General features: G+C 58.9%; 23 protein-coding genes. 11 read left to right on the top strand and 12 right to left on the bottom strand.

What is annotated here, in order from left to right:
• Window positions 1-100: 100 nt before the first annotated feature.
• Window positions 101-1516: an RsmB/NOP family class I SAM-dependent RNA methyltransferase gene (locus ACQZ6F_RS18745; RefSeq protein ID WP_449094121.1), complete on the bottom strand. Its 1416-nt coding sequence runs from the start codon at window positions 1514-1516 to the stop codon at window positions 101-103.
• Window positions 1507-2493 (bottom strand): zinc metalloprotease HtpX, encoded by a 987-nt coding sequence (gene htpX / locus ACQZ6F_RS18740; protein WP_449094058.1) that lies wholly within the window; start codon window positions 2491-2493, stop codon window positions 1507-1509. Before htpX ends, ACQZ6F_RS18745 begins: the two co-directional genes overlap by 10 nt.
• Before the next feature lie 108 nt (window positions 2494-2601).
• Between htpX and ACQZ6F_RS18735 the strand changes: the two genes are divergently transcribed.
• Both ACQZ6F_RS18735 and ACQZ6F_RS18730 read left to right on the top strand, forming a co-directional pair.
• Window positions 2602-2829, top strand: a complete 228-nt coding sequence (locus ACQZ6F_RS18735; RefSeq protein WP_449094059.1) for a DUF1674 domain-containing protein — start codon at window positions 2602-2604, stop codon at window positions 2827-2829.
• A gap of 67 nt (window positions 2830-2896) precedes the next feature.
• Window positions 2897-3670, top strand: a complete 774-nt coding sequence (locus tag ACQZ6F_RS18730) for a DUF3658 domain-containing protein (RefSeq protein WP_449094060.1) — start codon at window positions 2897-2899, stop codon at window positions 3668-3670.
• Between the two features lie 118 nt (window positions 3671-3788).
• On the opposite strand, the gene acs is transcribed toward ACQZ6F_RS18730, so the two are convergent.
• Window positions 3789-5747, bottom strand: coding sequence for an acetate--CoA ligase (gene acs, locus ACQZ6F_RS18725; RefSeq protein WP_449094061.1), 1959 nt, complete (start codon window positions 5745-5747; stop codon window positions 3789-3791).
• A 223-nt stretch (window positions 5748-5970) separates the two neighbouring features.
• Between acs and ACQZ6F_RS18720 the strand changes: the two genes are divergently transcribed.
• Entirely contained in the window at window positions 5971-6678 is a 708-nt protein-coding gene (locus ACQZ6F_RS18720) for a DUF1013 domain-containing protein (RefSeq protein WP_174072749.1), read from the top strand.
• A 331-nt stretch (window positions 6679-7009) separates the two neighbouring features.
• Here ACQZ6F_RS18720 and ACQZ6F_RS18715 read toward each other — a convergent pair whose 3' ends face one another.
• On the bottom strand, window positions 7010-7669 hold the full coding sequence (locus ACQZ6F_RS18715) for a YggS family pyridoxal phosphate-dependent enzyme (RefSeq protein WP_449094062.1): 660 nt from the start codon (window positions 7667-7669) through the stop codon (window positions 7010-7012).
• A 200-nt stretch (window positions 7670-7869) separates the two neighbouring features.
• On the opposite strand from ACQZ6F_RS18715, the gene leuS reads away from it, so the two are divergent.
• The 3 genes from leuS to holA are packed head-to-tail and all read left to right on the top strand — an operon-like array spanning window position 7870 to window position 12062.
• Window positions 7870-10500 (top strand): leucine--tRNA ligase, encoded by a 2631-nt coding sequence (leuS, locus tag ACQZ6F_RS18710; protein ID WP_449094063.1) that lies wholly within the window; start codon window positions 7870-7872, stop codon window positions 10498-10500.
• Window positions 10490-11011: an LPS assembly lipoprotein LptE gene (lptE, locus tag ACQZ6F_RS18705; protein ID WP_449094064.1), complete on the top strand. Its 522-nt coding sequence runs from the start codon at window positions 10490-10492 to the stop codon at window positions 11009-11011. The genes leuS and lptE overlap by 11 nt, the downstream gene beginning before the upstream one ends.
• Window positions 11012-11024: 13 nt before the next feature.
• Window positions 11025-12062 carry a DNA polymerase III subunit delta gene (holA, locus tag ACQZ6F_RS18700; protein WP_449094065.1) on the top strand — a complete coding sequence of 346 codons (1038 nt, stop codon included), beginning with the start codon at window positions 11025-11027 and terminating at the stop codon, window positions 12060-12062.
• Window positions 12063-12180: 118 nt separating this feature from the next.
• On the opposite strand, the gene ACQZ6F_RS18695 is transcribed toward holA, so the two are convergent.
• The 8 genes from ACQZ6F_RS18695 to hemE form a co-directional block, all read right to left on the bottom strand.
• Window positions 12181-13065, bottom strand: coding sequence for a ParB/RepB/Spo0J family partition protein (locus tag ACQZ6F_RS18695; RefSeq protein ID WP_077470420.1), 885 nt, complete (start codon window positions 13063-13065; stop codon window positions 12181-12183).
• Window positions 13066-13098: 33 nt separating this feature from the next.
• Window positions 13099-13896, bottom strand: coding sequence for a ParA family protein (locus tag ACQZ6F_RS18690; protein WP_077470419.1), 798 nt, complete (start codon window positions 13894-13896; stop codon window positions 13099-13101).
• Window positions 13897-13917: 21 nt separating this feature from the next.
• A complete protein-coding gene (gene rsmG / locus ACQZ6F_RS18685) occupies window positions 13918-14535 on the bottom strand; it encodes a 16S rRNA (guanine(527)-N(7))-methyltransferase RsmG (protein ID WP_449094066.1) in 618 nt (205 codons plus the stop codon).
• 26 nt (window positions 14536-14561) lie between these two features.
• Window positions 14562-16442, bottom strand: a complete 1881-nt coding sequence (gene mnmG, locus ACQZ6F_RS18680; protein WP_449094067.1) for a tRNA uridine-5-carboxymethylaminomethyl(34) synthesis enzyme MnmG — start codon at window positions 16440-16442, stop codon at window positions 14562-14564.
• Window positions 16443-16561: 119 nt separating this feature from the next.
• On the bottom strand, window positions 16562-17881 hold the full coding sequence (mnmE, locus tag ACQZ6F_RS18675) for a tRNA uridine-5-carboxymethylaminomethyl(34) synthesis GTPase MnmE (RefSeq protein ID WP_449094068.1): 1320 nt from the start codon (window positions 17879-17881) through the stop codon (window positions 16562-16564).
• Window positions 17882-18026: 145 nt separating this feature from the next.
• On the bottom strand, window positions 18027-19292 hold the full coding sequence (gene rho, locus ACQZ6F_RS18670) for a transcription termination factor Rho (protein WP_136686704.1): 1266 nt from the start codon (window positions 19290-19292) through the stop codon (window positions 18027-18029).
• A 198-nt stretch (window positions 19293-19490) separates the two neighbouring features.
• Window positions 19491-20036 carry a protoporphyrinogen oxidase HemJ gene (gene hemJ / locus ACQZ6F_RS18665; protein ID WP_449094069.1) on the bottom strand — a complete coding sequence of 182 codons (546 nt, stop codon included), beginning with the start codon at window positions 20034-20036 and terminating at the stop codon, window positions 19491-19493.
• Window positions 20033-21070: a uroporphyrinogen decarboxylase gene (gene hemE / locus ACQZ6F_RS18660; RefSeq protein WP_449094070.1), complete on the bottom strand. Its 1038-nt coding sequence runs from the start codon at window positions 21068-21070 to the stop codon at window positions 20033-20035. The genes hemJ and hemE overlap by 4 nt, the downstream gene beginning before the upstream one ends.
• A 403-nt stretch (window positions 21071-21473) precedes the next feature.
• Here hemE and ACQZ6F_RS18655 point away from each other — a divergent pair, with 403 nt between their 5' ends.
• Genes ACQZ6F_RS18655 through dnaQ form a run of 5 tightly spaced genes read left to right on the top strand, consistent with a single transcriptional unit; the run spans window position 21474 to window position 25111 of the window.
• Complete coding sequence (locus ACQZ6F_RS18655; protein WP_068390558.1) at window positions 21474-22295, top strand: pyruvate, water dikinase regulatory protein; 822 nt, start codon at window positions 21474-21476, stop codon at window positions 22293-22295.
• A gap of 33 nt (window positions 22296-22328) precedes the next feature.
• On the top strand, window positions 22329-22928 hold the full coding sequence (locus ACQZ6F_RS18650; protein ID WP_449094071.1) for a Maf-like protein: 600 nt from the start codon (window positions 22329-22331) through the stop codon (window positions 22926-22928).
• Entirely contained in the window at window positions 22921-23781 is an 861-nt protein-coding gene (locus tag ACQZ6F_RS18645; RefSeq protein WP_449094072.1) for a shikimate dehydrogenase, read from the top strand. The genes ACQZ6F_RS18650 and ACQZ6F_RS18645 overlap by 8 nt, the downstream gene beginning before the upstream one ends.
• The gene (gene coaE / locus ACQZ6F_RS18640) at window positions 23778-24395 is read left to right on the top strand and encodes a dephospho-CoA kinase (RefSeq protein ID WP_449094073.1); all 618 of its coding nucleotides are present in this window, start codon (window positions 23778-23780) and stop codon (window positions 24393-24395) included. Before ACQZ6F_RS18645 ends, coaE begins: the two co-directional genes overlap by 4 nt.
• On the top strand, window positions 24395-25111 hold the full coding sequence (gene dnaQ / locus ACQZ6F_RS18635) for a DNA polymerase III subunit epsilon (RefSeq protein ID WP_449094074.1): 717 nt from the start codon (window positions 24395-24397) through the stop codon (window positions 25109-25111). Before coaE ends, dnaQ begins: the two co-directional genes overlap by 1 nt.
• Window positions 25112-25178: the final 67 nt, after the last annotated feature.

Raw genomic sequence — 25178 nt, 5'->3', positions numbered from 1 at the left:
CTCTTGTTACCTGTAGTTAAAAAGAGGTTACACATATACCAATTAAGGACATGTTACCGGATTCTTAACTAACGCGCGAAAACCACCCTGATGGGTGCGACTAGTGCGTGCGGCGAAGCACGGCGGCGAAAAATCCGTCGAGGCCGGAAGCAAAACCGCCGGCAAGCGGCAGCATGTCAGGCGTGGTGCGGAAAGCGCCGAGGGGCGAGATTGCTGCTTCCAGACCCGGCCAGTCCACAGGATCGATCGGAACACGCTCGACACCATCCGTATCCGCGACAAGGCGGGCAACGAGATCCTCGCCCTCTTCAGGATCAAGCGAACAGTTGGAGAAGACGACCACACCGCCGGGCTTGACCAGCGTCAAGGCGTGGCGGAGCAGGCGCTCCTGCAGAGCGGCGAGCTTGGCGATATCCTCCGGCCCCTTGGTCCAAAGAACGTCAGGATGACGGCGCGTCGTTCCCGTCGAGGAGCAGGGAGCGTCGAGAAGGGCGGCATCGAAGAGCTCTTCGGGCTGATACTTGCTCATATCGGCAACGACGGTTTCCGCTTCCAGGCCGAGACGCGCGAGATTGCTGGACAATCTTTTCAGCCGATTGGCGGATTGATCAAGCGCCGTGACCTTGCCGCCGGCGAGGACGAGCTGCGCCGTCTTGCCGCCGGGTGCGGCACAGAGATCCACGACCCGCTTGCCGGCAAGCGAGCCGAACAATTTCGCCGGAATGCTGGCGGCGGCATCCTGCACCCACCATTCGCCATCCTCAAAACCTTCAAGCGAGGGAATGGATCCTTCAAAAGCGGCAAGCCGCACGCCACCGGTCGGCAGGACCACGCCATTGAGGCGCTTCGCCCAGCCCTCGGCATCGGATTTCACCGTGAGATCGATCGCTGCCGGCTCGAGCTGCGTGTCAGAAATCTTGATTGCCGCTTCTGCGCCATAGGCAGCTTCGAGCCGCGAGAGAAACCAGCTTGGCATCGCCGGCACGTTTGCGACCTGCTCGAGAATGACCTGCTTCTCCCGGCCGATGCGCCGGAGAATGGCATTGACCAGCTTGGCAAAGCGGCGATTGCGGGGATCACGATTGGCCTGCTCGACGGCAAGGTCGACAGCGGAATGATCCGGCACATCAAGGTAGAGCATCTGCGCGGCGCCGACGACAAGCACATGATGGAGCGCGCGGGCTCCTTCCGGTAACGGCGCATCGAGAAGAGACGATATCGCCGTCTCTATGCGCGGCAGATGCCGCAAAGCACTGTTGAGGATAGCGCGCACCAGCGCCCGGTCGCTATCGCCCAGTGCCTTGTAGGCAGGATTGCCGCCTTCCCCATCCAGCATGCCGTCAAGCGGCGTCTTCCGGTCGATGACGGCGGCCAGGATCTTCGTCGCGGCTGCGCGCGCCGCAAAGCCGGGCTTTGTAGGCATCGAATCACGCGAGCGGAACTCGGCAGACCCTTTGCCCGGTCGTCTTCCGTCTCTGTTGAACGTTTTGTTTTTATTGTCAGAACTCAAGACCAGGGTCCCTTCGGCGGTTGCGAACCACCGCGACCCGTATCCGGTACGGAACGCGATTTGCGTTCCGGATTAGCAGTCAAGACCGGTCCAGTCGAGCCAAAGCCCGAAGATGGCGCCCTGGGTGAGGTGCCACCGCCGCCGTGACGGGCCATTTCATGCAGCGCGGCAATACGGTTTTCCGTGTTTGGATGAGTCGAAAACAGATTGTCCATGCGCTCGCCGGAGAGCGGATTGATGATGAACATATGCGCCGTCGCGGGGTGGCCTTCGGCCTCTTCATTCGGAATGTGCGAGGCACCGCGGGCAATCTTGCCGAGCGCCGAGGCGAGCGACAGCGGATTGCCGCAGATTTCGGCACCGCGACGGTCGGCCGAGTACTCGCGCGTACGGCTGATTGCCATCTGCACCAGCATCGCGGCCAGAGGGGCGACAATCATCGCCACGAGGACGCCGACCATGCCGAGCGGATTGTTGTTGTCGCGGCGACCATCGAACAGGAAAGCGAAATTGCCGAGCATGGAAATGGCGCCGGCCAGCGTCGCCGTGATCGTCATGGTCAGCGTGTCGCGGTTCTGGACGTGTGCAAGCTCATGCGCCATCACGCCGGCCACCTCGTCCGGCGTCAGCGCGTGCAACAAGCCGGTGGAGGCGGCAACGGCGGCGTTTTCCGGATTGCGGCCCGTCGCAAAGGCGTTCGGCTGCGGGCTGTCATAGAGATAGACCTTCGGCATGGGCAGGCCGGCATTGCGGGCGAGATCGCGCACGATCCGGTAAAATTCCGGGGCGCTGCGCTCATCGACCTCCTGCGCATTGTAGGTGGAGAGCACCATGCGGTCAGAATTCCAGTAGGAAAAGAAATTCATGCCCGCCGCAACGACGAATGCGATCAACATGCCGGACTGACCGCCGATCAGATAGCCGACGCCCATGAACAGGGCGGTCATGAAGGCAAGCAGCATCGCGGTACGCATGAGATTCATCAACGGTTCTCCAAATCAACTGTCGTCCAAACCTTTTTCTTTGCGGCCGGACGCACTATGATTTGGCTATTCCTCCGCCTAATTCAACGGTTCCGGGCCGATCAGATCATGCAGACAGCCGATAACGACAATAAACTCGACACCGAAACCGGTGAAATGACACGCAAGCCGCTCTCGCCGGCTGCCAAGCGCGCACTTGCCGAAGCCGAGGAGCGCCGCAAGGCACAGGAAGCCCAAACACAGGCCGAACTCCCCCCCGAAATCGGCGGCCGCGGCGGCGCCGACCCGGCGCGGTTCGGTGATTGGGAGATCAATGGGCGGGCGATTGATTTTTGATTCTCAACTAAATTCGAGTGCATCCTCCACGTTGACATGAAACCATTTTGCTCATCGGAACCGGGCAATGAAAACTTTGCATGTAGCGCCTGGCTTTTCCGCCGCGGGCTCACTGCGCGAAGCACTCCGGTTGGCAGGCCGGGAAGATGACGTCTTGCCTTTCGGAGATGACCTGACTTGCGGACCGATTAATTCCGACGCGGCAGCTAGGGCGGCGTGGTGGCACCCATTTTACGAAGATGCCAAGGGCGAGCATTTTCAAAGCTTCTGGCGGCGCATCGATGAAACCGACGACAGATTGGTCGTGTGGTTTGGACGCCATTGCGCACAGGAACTTGCCTTCAGGCTCGCCTTTGCATTCTACATGAGCGGCCGTGCCTATGATGTCATCGATGTCACCGACTTGCACCTCCCAAGTCGGCCAAGAGACGACGCCACACCTACGACCTATTCCCCACAGGCAGTTTCTCTTATTAGAGCCGAAACTTTGGCGACCATATTGGACAAGGCGCAGCCCGTCGTGCCCGAACACGATCTTGCGAGCCAGAACGAATGGAAGCGCTTGATGGATGAAAACGCTCCTTTTCGCATCGTTACGCCGACGGGATTAGTATCCGCACCTCTGGATTACTTCGATCGAGTCCTGCTCGAACACGCATCCCCAGAGTGGCAAAAAATGGCTCGCATTGTCGGAGACACAATGGGTTTGACTTGCGACCCATACTACCAGGTCGGAGACGTTATGCTGCAGGCACGACTAATCGCCCTTGTCGACGAAGGGAAGCTCCTTGCTGAGGGTGATCCTTGGAACATGCAAGCTTGCCGAATCCGACTTCCGTAGTGAGTTTAAAAATCACTGAAGGTTTCACGTGAAATGAATTGGCGAGGGACAAGCCCTCGCCAACGTAGATTTTGCGATTTCAAATCATGAGCTCAAGCGAATACTCGCGCGGCTCGACTTAAGCCGCATCCGCCTTGTTCTGCCTGTTCGCTATCAGATCATCGACAACAGCCGGATCGGCGAGCGTCGAGGTATCGCCAAGCGCGCCGAAATCGTCCTCGGCGATCTTGCGCAGAATGCGGCGCATGATCTTGCCGGAGCGGGTTTTCGGCAGGCCGGGGGTGAACTGGATCTTGTCCGGCGAGGCGATCGGGCCGATTTCGGCGCGAACGTGTTTCACCAGCTCCTGGCGCAGCGCGTCCGAGCCTTCCTGGCCGACCATCAGCGTCACGTAGCAGTAGATGCCCTGGCCCTTGATCGAATGCGGATAGCCGACGACGGCAGCTTCGGACACATGCTTGTGCGAAACCAGCGCTGATTCGACCTCGGCCGTGCCGAGACGATGGCCCGAGACGTTGAGCACGTCATCGACGCGGCCGGTGATCCAGTAATAGCCGTCCTCGTCTCGCCGGCAGCCGTCGCCGGTGAAATACTTGCCCTTGTAGGTGGAGAAGTAGGTCTGGATGAAACGCTCGTGGTCGCCGTAGACCGTGCGCATCTGGCCGGGCCAGCTGTCGGCGATGACGAGATTGCCGTCGGCCGCACCTTCCAGCACCTTGCCTTCGCTATCGACCAGCTCCGGCTGGACGCCGAAGAAGGGCAGGGTGGCCGAACCGGGCTTGAGGTCAGTCGCGCCGGGAAGCGGCGTGATCATGTGGCCGCCGGTTTCCGTCTGCCACCAGGTATCGACGATCGGGCTGCGGCTGTCGCCGACCACCTTGTAATACCATTCCCACGCTTCCGGATTGATCGGCTCGCCCACCGTGCCGAGCAGGCGCAGGCTGGAGCGCGACGAGCGCTTGACGAAATGATCGCCCGCACCCATCAGCGAGCGGATCGCCGTCGGCGCGGTGTAGAAGATATTGACCTTGTGCTTGTCGATGACGTCCCAGAAGCGGCCCTGGTCGGGATAGTTCGGCACGCCTTCGAACATCAGCGACGTCGCCGCATTCGCAAGCGGCCCATAGACGATGTAGGAATGGCCGGTGACCCAGCCGACATCGGCCGTGCACCAGTAGATATCGCCGGGGTGATAATCGAACGTATATTCATGCGTCATCGCCGCATAGACGAGATAGCCGCCCGTCGTGTGCAGCACGCCCTTCGGCTTGCCGGTCGAGCCGGAGGTGTAGAGAATGAACAACGGATCTTCCGCCTTCATTTTCGCTGGCGGACAATCCGCTTTCACCTTGGCGGTTGCCTCGTGATACCAGAGATCGCGGCCGGCTTCCCAGGCGACCTTGCCGCCGGTGCGGCGCACCACCAGCACAGTCTTGACCTCGACCTTCTGCTTGGCGGCGATCTGGACGGCCTTGTCGGTGTTTTCCTTCAGCGGAATGGACTTGCCGCCGCGAACGCCTTCATCGCAGGTGATGACGAAGGTCGATTCGCAGTCAACGATGCGGCCACCCAGCGCTTCAGGCGAAAAGCCGCCGAAGACGACGGAATGCACCGCGCCGATGCGGGCGCAGGCCAGCATCGCGTAAGCCGCTTCCGGGATCATCGGCATATAGATGGTGACGCGGTCGCCCTTCTTGACGCCCTGCTTCTTCAGAACGTTCGCCAGACGGCAGACCTGCTCGTAAAGCTCGTTATAGGTGACCTTCTTGTCGATATAGGGATTGTCGCCTTCCCAGATGAAGGCGACGCGGTCGCCATGCTTCTTCAGGTGTCGGTCGATGCAATTATAGGAGACGTTGGTGACGCCGTCCTCGAACCATTTGATCGAGACCTTGCCGGTAAACGACGTGTTCTTCACCTTGGTATAGGGCTTGAACCAGTCGATGCGCTTGCCGTGCTCGCCCCAGAATTTGTCGGGATCCTCGACGCTCTGCTGATACCATTTCTGGTACTTCGCCTGGTCGATCAAAGCATGTGCCTCGACCGCTTTCGTCACCGGATGAATCTTTTCCGACATAGTCTCCTCCTCGAATCCTGGCACCCTCTCTCGCAATTATGGGTGCTCTTTCCGCGCAATCAATAGCAGGTCAAACCATGACAGCAATTGGACAAAGTGCATTTCGTCCGCAAAGAATTGCAATTCCGCGACACTATCGCTATATAGGGCCGTATTTCCCGGACATTGAGGTGTTACACCCCGGACCGCGACACCGGCGCGGACTGACAGAAGGACTATATCCATGGCTCAACAATTGCTCATGCCGAAGGCAACTGCCATCTGGCTTGTCGACAATACAGCCTTGTCATTCGACCAGATCGCGCAGTTCTGCAAGCTGCATCCGCTCGAAGTGAAGGCCATTGCCGATGGCGAAGCAGCACAGGGCATCAAGGGCCTCGACCCGATCTCGACCGGCCAGCTTTCGCGTGATGAAATTGCTCGCGCCGAAGCCAACCCGAACCACAAGCTGAAGATTTCCGAGCCGAAGGTTCGCGTGCCGGAATCCAAGCGCCGCGGCCCGCGCTACACGCCCGTTTCCAAGCGTCAGGACCGCCCGAACGCTATCCTCTGGCTGGTGCGCAACCATCCGGAACTGAAGGATGCGCAGATTTCCCGCCTCGTCGGCACCACCAAGTCGACCATCGAGCAGATCCGCGACCGCACCCACTGGAACTCGGCCAACCTGGCGCCGATGGACCCGGTAACGCTTGGCCTCTGCAGCCAGATCGATCTCGACATGGAAGTCGAAAAGGCCGCCAAGGGCCGTCCGCTGCCGACCGCCGCCGAACTCGGTGCGACACTGCAGCCCGCTCAGGAAACAGAGAAGCTCGGCTTCAGCTATGAGCGCGACGAGCCGAAGGAAAAGGAAATCGACGCCGACGCCGTTTTCGCCAAGCTCAAGTCGCTGAAGTCGACCACACCGGACGACGAAGACGACGATCAGTTCTGATATCCGGCATTGTCGGATGTGTCCAAAGCCCCGGTTTTCGACCGGGGCTTTTTTGTCGGAAGACACAGGCCGTCCCCTTCGCCTCCCTTCGCCAAGCTCAGAAGCTTCCGCGCCTCAGGATGAGGGGTGGTCTTTTGCTCGATCATGGGCCGCCCCGATCCTTCGACAAGCTCAGGATGAGGGCGGAGCGAGCTGCGAGCAGGGCGAGAGAACCAGCCCTCATGGTGAGGAGGCCCACGGGGCCGTCTCGAACCACGAGGGCGGGTGGCGGATGGCCACACGCATCTCCGCCCGATCCATGACGCCGTTGCTTTTGTGTTCGCTGAAAGATCTACCGCGCCCCAAAAATCGCGGAGCCAACTCGAACGCTTGTCGCGCCGAAGGCAACCGCGGTTTCATAGTCGCTCGACATGCCCATCGACAGCCTTTCGACACCTGCCTCGCCGGCAAGCTTCGCCAGCAAGGCGAAATGCGGCCCCGGATTTTCGTCCGCAGGCGGGATGCACATCAGGCCCTCGATCGAAAGTCCGAGCTCCTTGCGGCAGAGGTCGACGAAGGCAACCGTATCATCAGGCGCGATGCCTGCCTTCTGCGGCTCCAGCCCGGTATTGACCTGGACGTAGAGCCTGACGCTCTTGCCCTGGCGCTTCATTTCATCGGCAATCGCGCGCGCGATCTTCTCCCGGTCGATGGTTTCGATGACATCGAACAGCGCCACCGCGTCGGCAGCCTTGTTCGATTGCAGCGGCCCGATCAGATGCAGCTCGATGCCTGGCGTCTCCGCCTTCAGTTCCGGCCACTTGCCCTGGCTTTCCTGCACTCGGTTTTCGCCGAACACACGCTGGCCGGCCGAAATTGCCGGGCGGATTTGATCCGCATCGAAGGTCTTGGAAACCGCAACCAGCTGCGCGGAGCCGGCCGCTCGGCCGGCCTGACGCTCCGCTGCCGCGATATGGGAACGAACTTCGTTCAGGCGCTCTTGAAGTTCCATCTTTTCGCCTCGATATTCACGCTTGCTTCTCAGACTTTGCAGTAATGAGGCAGGCGGCCTTTGCCAAGGGCGAATGCGCCGGAATCCGGCTTTGCTTTGCGAGATAAAGCACTTGCCGCACCTGCTAAACTTGACGCTTGGGTGGTTTCGTGGTGAAGGTCACCCCTTAATCCCCATGATTTTCCGGAATACAAGATCAGATGACTATCGAACGTTATAATCCGCGCGACGCCGAGCCCCGCTGGCAGCAGAAATGGAACGAAGACGAGGTCTTCGTGACCGACAATGCCGATCCGCGTGAGAAATACTACGTTCTAGAAATGTTTCCCTATCCGTCCGGCCGCATCCACATGGGCCATGTGCGCAACTATGCCATGGGCGATGTCGTCGCGCGCTACAAGCGCGCTCGCGGCTATAACGTGCTGCACCCGATGGGCTGGGACGCCTTCGGCATGCCGGCCGAAAATGCCGCTCGCGACAACAAGGTGCATCCGAAGGAATGGACCTACCAGAACATCGCCTCGATGCGCACCCAGCTCAAGGCCATGGGCCTGTCGCTCGACTGGAGCCGCGAATTCGCCACCTGTGATGTCGATTATTACCACCGCCAGCAGATGCTCTTCATCGACATGATGGAGAAGGGCCTGGTCTATCGCAAGAAGTCCAAGGTCAACTGGGACCCGGTCGACAACACCGTTCTGGCGAACGAGCAGGTCATCGACGGCCGCGGCTGGCGTTCCGGTGCGCTCGTCGAGCAGCGCGAGCTGACGCAATGGTTCTTCAAGATCACCGAATTCAGCCAGGAGTTGCTGGACGCGCTGGATACACTCGACCATTGGCCGGAAAAAGTGCGGCTGATGCAGAAGAACTGGATCGGCCGCTCCGAAGGTCTGACCATTCGCTGGGAAATCGTGCCGGAAACCGCACCCAACAGCGACCGCGAAATCGCCGTCTATACGACGCGTCCCGATACGCTGTTCGGCGCCTCCTTCCTGGCGATCTCGGCCGACCATCCGCTGGCCAAGGAAGCTGCCGCGAAGGATGCCGAGATTGAAGCCTTCTGCGAGGAATGCCGCCGCGCCGGCACCTCGCTCGCCGCGCTCGAGACCGCTGAGAAGAAGGGCATGGACACCGGCATTCGCGTGCGCCATCCCTTTGATCCCTCGTGGGAACTGCCTGTCTACATCGCCAATTTCGTGCTGATGGATTATGGCACGGGCGCGATCTTCGGCTGCCCGTCCGGCGACCAGCGCGACCTGGATTTCGCCCGCAAATATAATCTGCCTGTCGTGCCCGTGGTCATGCCTAGGGATGGCGATGCGGCAAGCTTTACCGTCGGCGATGTCGCCTATGATGGTGACGGTGTCATGATCAACTCGCGCTTCCTTGACGGCATGGGCACGGAAGAGGCGTTCGATACCGTCGCCTCAAAACTGTCCGTCGCCAGCCTCGGCAATGCGCCGCAGGCCGAGCGCAAGGTGAATTTCCGCCTGCGCGATTGGGGCATTTCCCGTCAGCGTTATTGGGGCTGCCCGATCCCGGTCATCCATTGCGATGATTGCGGCGTGCTGCCGGTGCCAAAGCAGGATCTGCCGGTCCGGCTGCCTGACGACGTTACCTTCGACCAGCCCGGCAATCCGCTCGATCGGCATCCGACATGGCGGCATGTGGCATGCCCGCAATGCAGCAAGGATGCGCGTCGCGAGACGGATACGATGGATACCTTCGTCGATTCGAGCTGGTATTTCGTCCGCTTCACGGCGCCATGGGAAAACCAACCGACCGACCAGGCCGCGGCCAACCGCTGGCTGCCCGTCGACCAGTATATTGGCGGCATCGAGCATGCGATCCTGCATCTGCTCTATTCGCGCTTCTTCACGCGTGCCATGCGCGAAACCGGCCATCTCGACGTCAAGGAGCCCTTCAAGGGCCTGTTCACGCAGGGGATGGTGGTGCACGAGACCTATAGCCGCGGCTCGGGCCTGACGCGCGAATGGGTGTCACCGGCCGATATCCGCATCGAGGAAGTCGACGGCCAGCGCAGCGCCACGTTGCTCTCCACGGGAGAAAACATCGCCATCGGCTCGATCGAGAAGATGTCGAAGTCGAAGAAGAATGTCGTCGATCCCGATGACATCATCGCGTCCTACGGTGCCGACACGGCGCGCTTCTTCGTGCTGTCCGATTCACCGCCAGACCGTGACGTCATCTGGTCCGAAGCCGGCGTCGAAGGTGCGCATCGTTTCACGCAGCGCATGTGGCGTCTGGTCTCCGAGGCGGCAGACGCGCTGAAAGCTGCAAAACCGAATCCGGCTAAGGAAGGCGAGGCGCTGGCGATTTCGCAGATCGCACATCGCACGCTGAAGGCTGTCCAGGGTGATTACGACAAGCTCGCTTTCAACAAGGCGGTCGCGCGCATCTATGAATTCGTCAATGCGCTGGCAGCTCCGTTGGGCAAGGTCGCCGCCGGCCATGCCGATGCGGCCTATGTCTCAGCTGCCCGCGAAGCCGTGGAAATCCTGATTGCGCTGGTTGCGCCGATTACACCGCATCTTGCCGAAGAATGCTCGGCGGTGCTCGGCAACACCAATATGATCGCCACGAGCCCCTGGCCCAGCTATGACGAAGCGCTGGTGATCGAGAACGAGATCGTCTATCCCGTTCAGATCAACGGTAAGAAGCGCGCCGAATTGACAATCGCGCGCGATGCGGATCAGAATGCCGTGCAACAGGCCGTTCTCGCCCTGGATGCCGTCAAAAGCGCGTTGAATGGTCAGGCGCCAAAGAAGATCATCGTCGTTCCACAGAGGATCGTAAACATTGTCGTCTGATACTCTCTTCAAGTTCGCCCGCATCGCCGGCATTGCGTCTCTGGTGGCTGTTACCGGCCTTCTGTCCGCCTGCCAGGTGAAGCCGCTCTATGCCCTGAGCACCGGCGTCACCCAGAAGCTGTCGGAAGTATCCTTCTCCGACGCCAATTCGCGCGTCGGCCAGGAAGTCCGCAACCAGCTGATCTTCATCGCCGGCCGCGGCGCCGGTGAAGCCAAGACGCCAAAATACACGGTTGACCTGAGTGTTACCTCGTCAACCGGCGGCGTTCTCTATCTGCCATCTTCGGATACATCGGGCGCTGGTCGTACGACGGTAACCGCATCCTTCACCCTGAAGGAGGCAATCACCGGCAAGGTGGTGAAGTCCGGTAGCCGCGCGGTAACCTCGCTGGTCGACTTCCCGACGCAAGAATTCGCCAAGCAGCGCGCAATCCGTGATTCGGAAGACCGCGCCTCCCGCGAAGTTGCCGAGATGGTGGCTGCCGACATCGCTGCTGCGCTCAGCCGCTGATCAAGAGCGCGGCATGGCGGAAATCAAGTCTCACGAGTTTGACGGATTCCTCCAAAATGCCGCGCGCAATTACCGGATCTTCGTCATTTATGGGCCGGATCGCGGCCTGGTATCCGAACGTGCCGCCCAGATTGCGGCCAAGACCGGCGTGGATCTGAAAGATCCTTTTTCCCTTATCAAGCTGGATGTTGGTGATCTCCAGAATGATGCTGGCCGCCTGCTGGACGAGGTCAATGCCATCGGCCTCTTTGGCGGCGAAAAGCTCGTCTGGATTCGCGGCGCCGCCAACGAAAAGGCCCTGGTCGATTCGCTGCAGGTCATTGCCGGCAATCCGCCGGATGGCAGTTTTGTCATCGTAGAAGCCGGGGACCTCAAGAAGGGTTCCGGACTGCGCAAGGTTGTCGAGCCTGCGCGCAGCGTAGCGACAATCCCCTGCTATGCGGATGATATCAGAGCGCTCAATGGCCTGATCGATACCGAGTTGGCAAATGAAGGCCTGCGGATCACACCGGCCGCACGCCAGGTGCTGCTGGAGCTTCTCGGCGGCGACCGGATTGCCTCGCGCAATGAAGTCCGCAAGCTGGCACTCTATTGCCGCGGGCTGGGCACGATAGCGGAAGAACACGTCACCGAAATCATCGGCGATGCCAGCGCCGTCTCCGCCGACGACGCTGTTGACGCGATCCTGAAGGGCGATTCGGAAGCCTTCCTGCATGCCATGCAGAAGATCTCCACCTCCAAGACACCGATGTTTCTCGTGTTACAGGGCTGCCTCAAGCAGTTTCAGCTGCTGGATGCGATGCGTGCCGAAATGGATGAAAAGCGATCGGCTCCGGCACAGGTCATGCAGTCGCACGGCCGCCATCTGCATTTTCGCCGCAAGCCGATTATCGAACAGGCCCTCAAGACCTGGACGGCCCCTGCCATTGCGCGTGAGATGAACAGGCTGCAATCGGCCATCCTCCAGACACGGCAACGCGCCAGCCTTGAAGATACAATCGCCACGCAGACCTTGCTGGCGACCACGCTGCAATCAGCCCGTAAAAACTAAGGTTTCACGAAAAGCATATTGCTCCCACCAGCGCTTCACGAAATCGCTGATCGGATCTATCACATTGTTTTTGCTATAATTTCCGTGAAAAACTGCTACGCGGTTTCCTGAAATTACCCTAGCGGCGCTCGAGCAGCCGGCAGATTTCCTCAAGCTGCTCCAGCGTCTTGTAGGATATTTTGACCTGCCCGCCACTGCCGCGATGGTTGATCGCAACATCCAGGCCAAGCGTATCCGACAGAGTGCGCTCCAGCGCCAGCGTATCGGAATCCTTTTCATCCTTGCGCGGCCCGGCGGGACGAGGATCATTCTGCGCCTTGATGTCGTTCTGCGCCAATCGCTCGGCGTCACGAACCGACATGCCCTTCGAAACGATCGTGCGGGCGAGGGTGGTGGGATCGGATGTCGACACCAGCGCTCGCGCATGGCCCGCCGAGAGACTGCCGCCGGCAAGCATATCACGCACGGGATCAGGCAGCTTGAGCAAGCGCAGGGAGTTGGCGACGTGACTGCGGCTTTTGCCGATGATCTCGCCAAGATCGTTTTGCGTATAGCCGTGCTCGGCTATCAGCTGCTCATAACCCAGCGCTTCTTCCAATGGATTGAGGTCGGCACGCTGGACATTCTCGACAATGGCGATTTCGAGCGCCGTCTTGTCGTCCACATCACGAACGATGACCGGAATCTCAATCAAACCAGCGAGTTGGGCTGCCCGCCAACGTCTTTCACCAGCAATGATCTCATAGCGATCCGCCGAAACGGTGCGAACGACGACCGGCTGCACGATGCCGTGCTGGCGAATGGAGCTGGCGAGATCGTGAAGCTCGGTTTCATCAAAGTAGCGGCGCGGATTGCGTGGATTGCGGCTGATGAACTCGATCGGCACCATGCGATCCGGATTGACCGCCGGTTTCCCGGCATCCACAGGCGTCGGCTGGTCCATCTCTCCGATGAGAGCTGCTAGTCCGCGCCCAAGACGCCGCTTCGAAGGATCATCATTCATCACCGGTACTCACTCTGGAACAAATACTATATATCAGGCTGCGGCCTTGCGTTGCCGCTCTCGCTGGATAACTTCCGAGGCCAACTGCAGATAGGCCTGGCTGCCCGCGCACTTCAGATCGTAGAGAATAGCAGGCTTGCCATAGGAAGGGGCCTCGGACACGCGTACGTTGCGCGGAATCAACGTATGGTAGACCTTTTCGCCCAGATGCGTACGAACATCGCTGACAACCTGCTGGGCGAGATTGTTACGGGAGTCAAACATTGTCAGCACGATACCCTGAATATCAAGCGACGGATTGACAGTGCGCCGAACCTGATCAACGGTCTCAAGCAACTGGCTGAGGCCTTCAAGCGCAAAGAATTCGCATTGCAACGGCACCAGCACGGAATGCGCCGCCGCCATGGCATTCATGGTTAACAAATTGAATGAAGGCGGGCAATCGACCAGAATATAGGAGAAGGAAAGCGCATCCGGGGTATTCAGCGCACGACGAAGCCTGAAGACGCGATCTGGTTGCTGCGCAATTTCCATCTCGACGCCAAGCAGATCCATGGTTGACGGCACGATAAAAAGATTCGGAACGGCAGTTTCCTGGACTGTCTCCAGAATCGTGTGAGTCCCGGCCAAAAGGTCATAGGATGATTGCTTTCGATCCCGACGCTCGATCCCGAGGCCGGTGCTGGCATTGCCCTGCGGATCAAGATCAACGATCAAAACGCGCTCGCCAATCGCGGCCAGCGCCGTCGCCAGATTGATCGCGGTCGTGGTCTTTCCGACGCCACCCTTCTGATTTGCGATGGTAATAATCCGATTTCGCTCGCCGATCATCTGTCGCACATCCAATTCCGGTTAAATCAGGCGCCGAAGGCGACTCAGTTCCAAAATCACGGAATCTCGCTCGACGACACTCTGATGTTTTACCAGATCGAATTCCCAACGACCACGGGCTTTCTCAAGCTCGCGTTCATAATCCCGGCCTTTATGCAGCAGAAGAATCAAATTCTCGTTGCGCTCGAGCCAGGGAGCCGAATAATCGAGTAGCCCTTCAAGCTCGGCGAGGGCACGAGCCGAAATAATATCGCAATGTTGGATAGCCGCCGGCGCTTCCTCGATCCGAACAGCATGAACAGTGCCGCGAGCGCCACATTCCCGCAGACAGACGCGTAGAAAAGCGGCCTTCTTCTGGTTGCTCTCCACCAGATCGACATGCCCGGCGCCGTGTTCCGAAAGCAGAATCGCGGTGATCACCCCCGGAAAACCACCGCCGCTACCCAGGTCAACCCAATGATCAGTCCTGGGGTGAATCTGGAAAATCTGTGCGCTGTCGGCGATGTGGCGCCGCCAGAGATCATCAATCGTCGATGGCGCTACAAGGTTGATCGTTTTTGCCCATTTCTGGAAAAGCTTGGCAAAATGCTGCAACCGCTCCTGTGTTTCACGTGAAACACGTACACCGTTCAATTCCATATTCTGGACTCTCAAACCTTGCAAACTTAAGAAACGAGCTTTTGCTTCTCTGCGCTGCCTAGCTTCCGAAGATGTGCCAACAGCAAGGAAATAGCGGCCGGGGTCATCCCGTCGATGCGGGATGCCTGAGCAATATTCTTCGGACGAGCAGCGATCAGCTTCTGCTTCAGCTCGTTGGACAGGCCGGAGAGAACGGCAAAATCAAAGTCGGTGGGAATAGCGCGCTCTTCCTCTTTCCTGGCCTGAACAATATCCGCGGTCTGCCTATCCATATAAACGGCATAGGCTGCTTCAATCTCCACCGCCTCGCCGACATTCCGCTCGATCGAGCCCAATTGCGGCCATAGCCGCGAGAGTGATTCGATCGACTGGTCCGGATAAGAAAGAAGTTCGTATGCAGACCGACGCTGGCCATCCTTGTTCAGATGCAGACCCGCCTTTGCCGCCTCGCTCGGCGTCACCGACAACTCTTTCAACTGAATTCGCGCCTCCTCGAGCTTTTTTGTATAACGCTCGAACCGCTGTGCGCGGTCAGTGCCAACGCAGCCAATAGCCTGCCCGATCGGCGTCAGGCGCACATCCGCATTGTCAGCTCGCAACGACAGGCGATATTCCGCCCGGGAGGTAAACATGCGATAGGGCTCGGCAACGCCCCGCGACGTCAGATCATCGATCATGACGCCGATATAGGATTCTGTGCGGCTGAACTCCACCGGCTGCCCGCTAGATGCGAGCCGCGCGGCATTCAACCCGGCAACAAGACCCTGGGCGCCAGCCTCTTCATAGCCGGTAGTGCCATTGATCTGGCCCGCCAGGAACAATCCCGGGATTTTCTCGACTTCCAGCGACAGCTTCAGCTCCCGCGGATCGACGTGGTCATACTCGATTGCATAGCCGCATTGCAGGATACTGACTCGTTCCAGACCCGGAATGGTTCTGATGAAAGCATCCTGAACCTCCTCGGGCAGGGAGGTCGAAATGCCGTTCGGGTAAACCGTTGTGTCGTCGAGACCTTCCGGTTCAAGGAAGATCTGGTGGCCGTCGCGCTCACCGAACTTGACGATCTTGTCCTCGATCGACGGGCAATAACGCGGGCCGATACCCTCGATCTGGCCGGAATACATGGCGGAACGATTGAGATTCTCGGCGATGATCCGATGAGTTTCGCTCGTTGTACGCGTCACCCCACACTCGATCTGAGGATTTGTGATACTATCGGTCATAAAGGAAAATGGTGTCGGATCCTCGTCCGCACCTTGCCTACCAACTGAATCCCAATCGATGGTACTGCCATCAAGGCGAGCCGGTGTCCCGGTCTTGAGACGACCGAGTGCCAGGCCATATTGCAGCAGCGTCCCGGACAGACCGACGGACGGCTCTTCACCAACACGGCCGGCTGGAATCTTCTTATCACCAATATGGATCAGGCCGCGCAAAAACGTGCCTGTTGTCAAAACGACGGCGCCGCAGCGAAAAATTCTGCCATCCTTCAGCACGACAGCCGAAGCACGTCCCTGTTCTATCGCCAGATCGAAGGCGTCACCCTCAATCACCTCAAGGTTGGCAGTGTTGTCGATTTCCGCCTGCATCGCGAGCCGATAGAGCTTGCGGTCAGCCTGCGTTCGAGGGCCGCGAACCGCAGGACCCTTTTTCCGGTTCAGCATACGGAATTGGATACCACCGGCATCGGCCATACGGCCCATGAGACCATCCAGGGCGTCGATCTCGCGCACAAGATGCCCCTTGCCAAGTCCGCCGATGGCCGGATTGCAGGACATGACGCCGATCGTGCTGCGCTTATGGGTGATGAGAGCCGTGCGGGCGCCCAAACGCGCAGCCGCAGCCGCGGCCTCGCTACCGGCGTGGCCACCCCCTACAACGATGACATCATATATAGTGTCGAGCATAATCGCGATCCTCGATGAAGCCGCTTGTTTGGCACATCGGTTTTGGGAGTCAAGAAGGTTTCACGTGAAACGTTGGCAAATGCGCAGCCAGTGGTGCCGCCGAGCATGTTTCACGTGAATCATTTGCCGATGCAGAATTCCGAGAAGATAACATCGAGCAAATCCTCGACATCGACCCGCCCGGTAATACGGCCTAGGCTGTTTGCGCTTTGACGTAGATACTCGGCCCTTATGTCGAGACCATGGCCTGCTGAACCCACAGCGGCATCCAGGGCCTCCAGGCTCTCTGAAAGAAGCCCGCGATGACGCAATCGGCTTGGCAAGGCGAGGGACAACGACGCCGAGCGATCCTGCAGGTTCTTCAACAGGCATTGATGAAGCGCCTCCAATCCCGATCCGGTCTCCGATGAAACCAGCAGGTCGTAGCCATCTTCACCACCATCACGAATATCGGACTTGGTGCCAATTGTCAGAACATCACCGGTGAAGTCGGGAAAGTCTGTTTGAGCGGGCTGGCCGATTTCAGCAAGGGACAGAACCAGATCGGCGTCGGCAACGGTTTTAAGCGCGCGACGAATTCCTTCCCGCTCAACGCGCTCTTCCGTTTCGCGCAGGCCGGCCGTATCGTACAGTTTGACCGCATAGCCCTCAATATTGAGGTCGACATGCAGAACGTCTCTGGTCGTTCCCGCGACATCCGTTACAATCGCCACTTCGCGTTTCGCCAATATGTTCATCAGGCTCGATTTGCCGGCGTTTGGCGGGCCGGCAATAACCACCTTCAAGCCATCCCTGATGATTTCGCCGAAATCGGCTCCGGCCAGATGGTCCGAAAGTTCGGAACGGAGCCGTTCCATATCCTTCCACACCAGGTCCGACACCGAGCCAGGAACATCATCCTCATCGGCAAAATCGAGTTCGGCCTCGATCAGCGCCCGTGCACGGGTGAGGCGATCCGCCCAGCCATCATAGAGATCAGAGAGACCACCGGCCGCATGCTCCATGGCCAGCCGTCGCTGCATCTCCGTTTCCGCGCTGATGAGATCGGCAAGCCCTTCGACCTCGACAAGATCCATCCTGCCGTTTTCCATGGCGCGTCTTGTGAATTCACCATGTTCAGCGAGGCGACAATTATCGAATGTCGAGAGCTCGACCAGCAGCGCTGCAACGACTGCCTTGCCGCCGTGAACGTGGATCTCGACACAATCCTCGCCAGTGAAAGAGGCTGGACCCGGAAATGTGAGGACCAGCCCACGGTCGATAAGAAGACCGTTACGAGTCCGAATCGATTTAAGGGCTGCATGTCGCGCCGGCGGTAAAGCGCCTGCCAGTGATTCAGCGACGGTCAAAGCCGCCGCGCCGCTGATGCGAACCACCGCCACACCGGCCGGAAGGCTCCCACTCGAGAGAGCGTAGATCGTTTTGTTTGTCGAGTGCATAAATTGATCCGCTTCCGAATCGATCGCCAATTGCGCGGGGAGCCTTCATGCTCCCCAAATGAAAATCGGGCCGCACAGGGCGACCCGATCGTACCATATCGCGAACCGTCATCGAAATGACAGTCCGGCGAATTCAGCCCATGAATTAGGTATTCATCGACTCGAAGAAATCCGGGTTGGTCTTCGTCTGCTTCAGCTTGTCAATCAGGAATTCGATCGCGTCGGTCGTGCCCATCGGCGCGAGGATACGGCGTAGAACGAAGATCTTCTGCAGATCCTGACGTGGAACCAGCAGGTCTTCCTTACGCGTGCCGGACTTGAGGATATCCATCGCCGGGAAGATGCGCTTGTCGGCGACCTTGCGGTCGAGCACGATTTCCGAGTTACCGGTACCCTTGAATTCTTCGAAGATCACTTCGTCCATGCGGCTGCCGGTATCAATCAGCGCAGTCGCGATGATCGTCAGTGAACCGCCTTCTTCGATGTTACGGGCAGCACCGAAGAAGCGCTTCGGGCGCTGCAGGGCGTTGGCGTCGACACCACCGGTCAGAACCTTACCGGAGGAGGGAACGACGGTATTGTAGGCGCGGCCGAGGCGGGTGATCGAATCGAGCAGGATGACAACGTCGCGGCCATGCTCGACCAGACGCTTGGCCTTCTCGATGACCATTTCGGCAACCTGAACGTGGCGCACAGCCGGTTCGTCGAAGGTCGAGGAGATGACTTCGCCGCGCACGGAGCGCTGCATGTCGGTCACTTCTTCCGGGCGTTCGTCGATCAGCAGAACGATCAAATAGCAATCGGGATGATTGGCGGTGATCGAGTGAGCGATGTTCTGCAAGAGAACGGTCTTACCGGTACGCGGCGGCGCAACGATCAGGCCACGCTGGCCCTTGCCGAGCGGCGCGACCAGATCGATGACGCGCGGCGAAAGATCCTTCGATGTCGGGACGTCGAGCTCCATGCGGAAGCGCTCGTTCGGATAGAGCGGCGTCAGATTGTCGAAGTGAACCTTGTGACGGATCTTTTCCGGATCGTCGAAATTGATGGTGTTGACTTTCAGCAGCGCGAAATAGCGCTCGCCTTCCTTCGGACCACGGATCGGTCCCTCGACCGTGTCGCCCGTCTTCAGCGAGAAGCGGCGGATCTGGGAGGGAGAAATGTAGATGTCGTCCGGACCGGGAAGGTAGTTGGCATTGGCGGAGCGAAGGAAACCGAAGCCGTCTTGCAGAACTTCGACGACGCCCTCGCCGATGATTTCTACGTCCTGGCTTGCGAGCACCTTCAAGATCGCAAACATCAATTCCTGTTTGCGCATCGTGCTGGCGTTTTCGACCTCGAGCGACTCGGCAAAGGCCAGGAGGTCGGTCGGGGATTTGTTTTTCAGTTCTTGAAGCTTCATTTCAGCCATGAAGGGAGTTACTCATTTTTTAGGAGGGGAAAGGCAATGTTGCTCGTATTCAGAACCGCGATAGGGGCGTTCGCGGGAGACAGAATGGATACATGCCACGAAGAAGAGATGGCGGGAAAATAGCGATTCAGTCTATGGCCCGCAAGGGGGGCAGGCAAAATGAAGGAAATTTAACGTCACCGCTAAAAAAGCCTCGCCTCACGCAAACGGTTTCACGACAGCGAGTATGACAATCACGATCATCAACAGCGTCGGCACCTCGTTCATCATGCGCCAATAGCGCGCCGAACGCTTGTTTTCGTCACGGGCAAAAGCGCGCGCCGCGCTGCTGAAATGGCCATGAACAGCCGACATTAGGAAAACGAGCCCGATCTTCGCATGCAGCCAGCCGCCGTGGAAATCATAGACCGACCAGGCGAGATAAAGTCCGAAGATCCAGGTTAAAATCATCGCCGGCGTTATGATGTACCGCAGCAGGCGCCGTTCCATCACCTTGAAGGTTTCGGATTGCTGCGACCCCAGCTCGGCATCGGTGTGATAGACGAAAAGCCGCGGCAGATAGAGCATGCCGGCCATCCAGGAAATCACCGCGATGATGTGGAGCGCCTTGATCCAGAGATAGAGATCGGCCGGATGCCAGGCAAACAGCCCGATCGCCAGCGCGGCGAATATCAGGATCATGAAATAGGCGCGCATTCCCGCCTTTTTGCCGGGTGCGGCATCCGTCTGTTTCTCGATTGTCATCTGCCTCTCCATCCCCGAACCCGCTCGACGAGCGCTGCGACATTGGCCGGGTCTGCCTGCGGCGTGATCCCGTGTCCAAGATTGAAAATCAGCGGACCATTGCCGAGATACTGCAGGATATCGTCGATCCCGTCTTCCAGTGATTTTCCGCCGGCAACGACCCGCATCGGATCGAGGTTGCCCTGCACCGGGCCTTCCAGCTGCAGTTCCCGCGCGAAAGCCAGCGGCACCGACCAATCCAGGCCGATCGCATCGGCACCGGTCTTCTGGCGGTAGGTCTTCAGCTGATAGCCCGCACCCTTGGCGAAAGCGATGATCCGCGCATTCGGCCGTTGCGCCTTGACGGAGGCGATCATTCTGGCGACGGGTTTGACGGCAAATGCCTCGAATTCCCGCTCGCCGAGCACCCCGGCCCAGGAGTCGAAAATCTGCACCGCGTCGGCGCCCGCATCGATCTGCGCCACCAGGTAGCTGGCGGAGATATCGGCGAGCAACATCAGCAGATATTCGAATGCCTTCGGATAACGATAGGCGAACAAGCGGGCAGGGGCCTGGTCGGGAGTGCCGTGACCGGCAATCATATAGGTCGCAACGGTCCAGGGCGCGCCACAGAAGCCGAGAAGGGTCGTTTCGGCGGGCAGCTCCCGCCGCAACCTCCGGACCGTCTCCATGACAGGCGCAAGGTATTCAATCACGCCCTCAGGCTTCAAAGCCAGGATGCCCGCCTCATCGATCGGATCCATCTCGGGACCATGTCCCTCGGTGAAGCGAACATTGCGCTTCAATGCGTCGGGGATGACGAGGATGTCGGAAAAGAGAATGGCCGCATCGAAGCCATAACGACGGATCGGCTGCAGCGTCACTTCCACCGCATGGTCAGGTGAATAACAGAGATCGAGAAAGCTTCCTGCCTTGGCTCGTGTCTCCCGATATTCGGGCAGATAGCGCCCAGCCTGACGCATCAGCCAGAGAGGGGGTGGGCTTAGCGTTTCTCCGCTCAGCACCCGTAAGATCTTCCGGCGTTCATCGGTCAATGACGTCGTCCTATATAAAAACAAACATATATCTAAAGGTTTCTATTTCTTAGAGTCGGTGACTATCAAGGATTAAAACTCATCCAGAGCCTGTCCAATTTGTCGCGCCTCTATCGCCAATCGTGCAATCATATCGATGCTGCTTCGAGGATATGTGGAAAACAGAATTGATTATTCAATCTTTTGAGAGGCTTGACGGGAATCTTCTGCCAGCGGCATCTGGGGATAAGATGGGGACCTGTCCGGCCTACTTCATCTTGTCCACATTGCCCACAGGCCTCGCTGAAGGCTCCCCACGAAAACCCCAAATGTGGAAAACTCGGCAGTTTTCCACTTGCCCAGGAGAGGCCGGTTCTCGTACCTCTGTTTTGTCCCGGGATATCAACAGGTGATGGAAAGTAGCGTGGAAAACCGAACAAGCTTCTTTCATCTGCACCTGATTTCTGACTCAACGGGAGAGACTCTGATCTCTGCCGGGCGCGCTGCTTCCGTTCAATTCCATGCCACCCAGCCGATCGAGCACGTCTATCCGCTGATTCGGAATCGTAAGCAGCTCCTGCCGGTTTTGGAAGCGATCGATCATAGCCCCGGTATTGTCCTCTATACGATCGTCGATCGCGAGCTCGCGGATTTCATCGATGAACGTTGCCGGGAGATGGGTGTGCCCTGTGTCAATGTTCTCGAGCCGGTCATGAATGTCTTTCAGACCTATCTCGGCACGGCGTCACGCCGGCGGGTCGGGGCGCAGCATGTGATGAATGCTGACTACTTTGCCCGCATCGAAGCCCTGAACTTCACCATGGATCATGATGATGGGCAGATGCCGGATGATTACGACGATGCCGATGTCGTCATCATCGGCATCAGCCGAACCTCGAAAACGCCAACCAGCATCTATCTGGCAAACCGTGGCATCAAGACCGCCAACATTCCGATCGTGTCAGGTGTACCCCTGCCGGAAAGCTTGGCCAGGGCGACGAAGCCATTGATCGTAGGTCTGGTGGCAACGACGGATCGCATATCGCAAGTGCGCGAAAACCGCATTCTCGGCACGACCCCTGGCTTCGATCGCGGTGATTACACCGATCGCGCCGCCATCTCGGAAGAGCTGAAATATGCCCGCTCACTCTGCGCGCGGCATAATTGGCCGATCATCGATGTCACGCGCCGCTCGATCGAAGAGACTGCCGCCGCCATTGTTGCCCTGCGCCCCAAGCTGCGCTAAGCGCTGCACACCATTATTTCGGAGGCAGCCGTCATGACCGTGCCCCTTATCCTTGCATCGTCCAGCCCGTTTCGGCGGATGCTGATGGAGAATGCAGGACTGCATTTTCAAGCGATTCCGGCCAATATCGATGAGCGCTCGATCGAGGCGCCATTGGAGCGCAATGGCGCCAGCCCCGATGCGGTGGCGCTGGTGCTGGCCAAGGCCAAGGCCAAAGAAGTGAGTGACCGCTTTCCGGGCTCGCTCGTCATCGGCTCGGATCAGACCATGTCGCTTGGTGCCCAGGTCTTCCACAAGCCAAAGTCCATGGCCGACGCCGAAAATCACTTGAGGACGTTATCGGGTAAAACCCATCGCCTGAACAGCGCCATCGCGCTTGCGCGGAACGGCGATATCATCTGGGAGCACGTGTCACACGCCGAGCTGACGGTGCGGGAACTCTCGCCCGATTTCATTCATCGGCATTTGAGCCGGGTCGGCGAGAAGGCGTTGTCGAGCGTTGGCGCCTATCAATTGGAGGGGGAGGGCATTCAGCTCTTCTCCAAAATCGAGGGCGACTACTTTACTATTGTGGGGCTGCCGATGCTGCCGCTCCTTCAGCAGCTGCGGGAATTGGGGGCGATCGATGGATGATTCACGTGAAACACTGGCTCCGAAAGCCTTCGTCACGGGCTATCCGGTCAAGCACTCCCGCTCGCCGCTGATCCACGGTCATTGGCTCCGTCAGCTTGGCCTTGCCGGCAGCTACCGCGCGCATGAAGTTTCCGTGGAGGATTTTCCGGCCTTCATCACCTCGCTGAAGGACGGTACCAGCGGCTTTGTCGGCGGCAACGTGACCATCCCGCACAAGGAACTGGCGTTCAAATCCGCGGATCGGCCGGATGAACTGTCGAAAGAGCTCGGTGCGTCCAACACCCTGTGGCTTCAAGATGGGTTGCTTCACGCGACCAATACCGATGGCCGGGGTTTCACGGCCAATCTCGATGAGCGTCATCTCGGTTGGGATCGTAGCGGCCGGGCTGTTATCCTCGGGGCGGGCGGCGCCAGCCGCGCCATCATCCAGGCCGTCCGCGATCGTGGTTTCAAGGAAATCCATGTCGTCAACCGCACCGTCGCCCGCGCACAGGAACTTGCCGATCGCTTCGGCGAGCGGGTTCACGCGCATCCGATGGCTGCACTTGGCGAGGTCATGCAGGGCGCCGGCCTCTTCATCAACACCACTTCGCTCGGCATGGATGGTGAAGCGGCCCCGCACATCGATTTTTCGCCTCTTGTGAAAGGGGCCGTCGTTACCGACATTGTCTATGTGCCGCTGAGGACGCCGCTTCTGGCGCAGGCCGAAGAGCAGGGTTTTGCCATCGTCGATGGTCTTGGCATGCTGTTGCATCAGGCCGTGCCGGGTTTCGAAAAGTGGTTCGGGAAACGCCCGGTCGTCGATGAAGCCCTGAGGGCCTTGATCGTCGCCGACATGGATAAACACAAATGATCAAAATCGGCCTCACCGGATCGATCGGGATGGGAAAATCGACCTCGGCGAAACTCTTCGCCGAAGCCGGCATCCCGGTAAATGATTCCGATGTGGTGGTGCATGATCTCTACAGCGGCGAAGCCGTTCCCCTCGTCGAAGCGGCTTTCCCGGGATCGATCAGGGACGGAATGGTCGACCGGCAGGAGCTTGGCCGAAAGCTCGCCGCCGATCCCTCCGGCTTCAAGCGGCTGGAAGCTATCGTCCATCCATTGGTTCGCGAGCGCGAGCACCTGTTTCTCGAAACTCAGCGACAAGCGGGCGCCGATATGGTGGTGCTCGATATTCCGCTGCTGTTCGAGACCGGTGGCGACAAAAGGGTGGACAAGATCGTCGTCGTCAGCTGCGATCCACAGATTCAAAGGCAGAGGGTGCTTGCCCGGCCGGGTATGACGGAGCAGAAATTCGAGATGATTCTCTCCCGCCAGACGCCGGATGCGGAAAAGCGGGCAGGTGCCGATTACGTCATCGATACCGGCGGCAGCATCGATGCGGCGCGCGAACAGGTAAAAGAGATCATAGCGGACCTGCGGCGCAAGCCGAAAGCCGATGCACCCGAAAGCGGAGAGCCCTGATGCGCGAGATCATTTTCGATACGGAAACCACCGGGCTGGACAACAGGGCAGACCGCATCATCGAAATCGGTGGCATCGAGCTCATCAACCATTTCCCGACCGGCAACACGCTGCATCTTTATATCAATCCAGGTGACCGCAAGGTTCATCCGGATGCGCTCGCCGTGCACGGCATCACCGACGAGTCGTTGAAGGACAAGCCGCCCTTTGCCGACGTCGTCGATCAGATCCTCGATTTCTTCGGCGATGCCAAGTGGATCGCGCACAACGCCACCTTCGACATGGGCTTCGTCAATGCCGAGTTCGCGCGGCTGGGACGGCCGCCGATCCTGCCCGATATGGTGATCGATACCCTGGCCATGGCGCGCCGCAAGCATCCGATGGGACCGAACTCGCTGGATGCGCTTTGCCGGCGCTACGGCATCGACAACTCCCACCGCACCCGGCACGGCGCGCTGCTCGACTCCGAACTGCTTGCCGAAGTCTATATCGAGATGATCGGTGGCCGGCAGACCGCACTCGGTCTCGGCAGCAGCAACGGTTCATCGGCGCGTTCCCGTCAGAACGATGATGCGGAGGACGTCGTCGCCGATATCTTCGTGCGGCCCGATCCTCTTCCGGGCAGGGTCAGTGAAGAAGAAGCGGCGGCGCATGCGGTACTGGTTGCCAAGCTCGGCGCGAAGGGAATCTGGTCCAAATATCGCATGTCCGAATAGGGATATCTTGAGGCACCAAAAGAAAATGCCCGGACATTGATCCGGGCATTTCTGTTTCCAGCAATGG

The sequence above is a fragment of the Rhizobium sp. A22-96 genome, assembly GCF_053521805.1.
The sequence above is the reverse complement of the archived record's forward strand: the minus strand, read 5'-3'. Positions and strand labels throughout refer to the sequence as shown.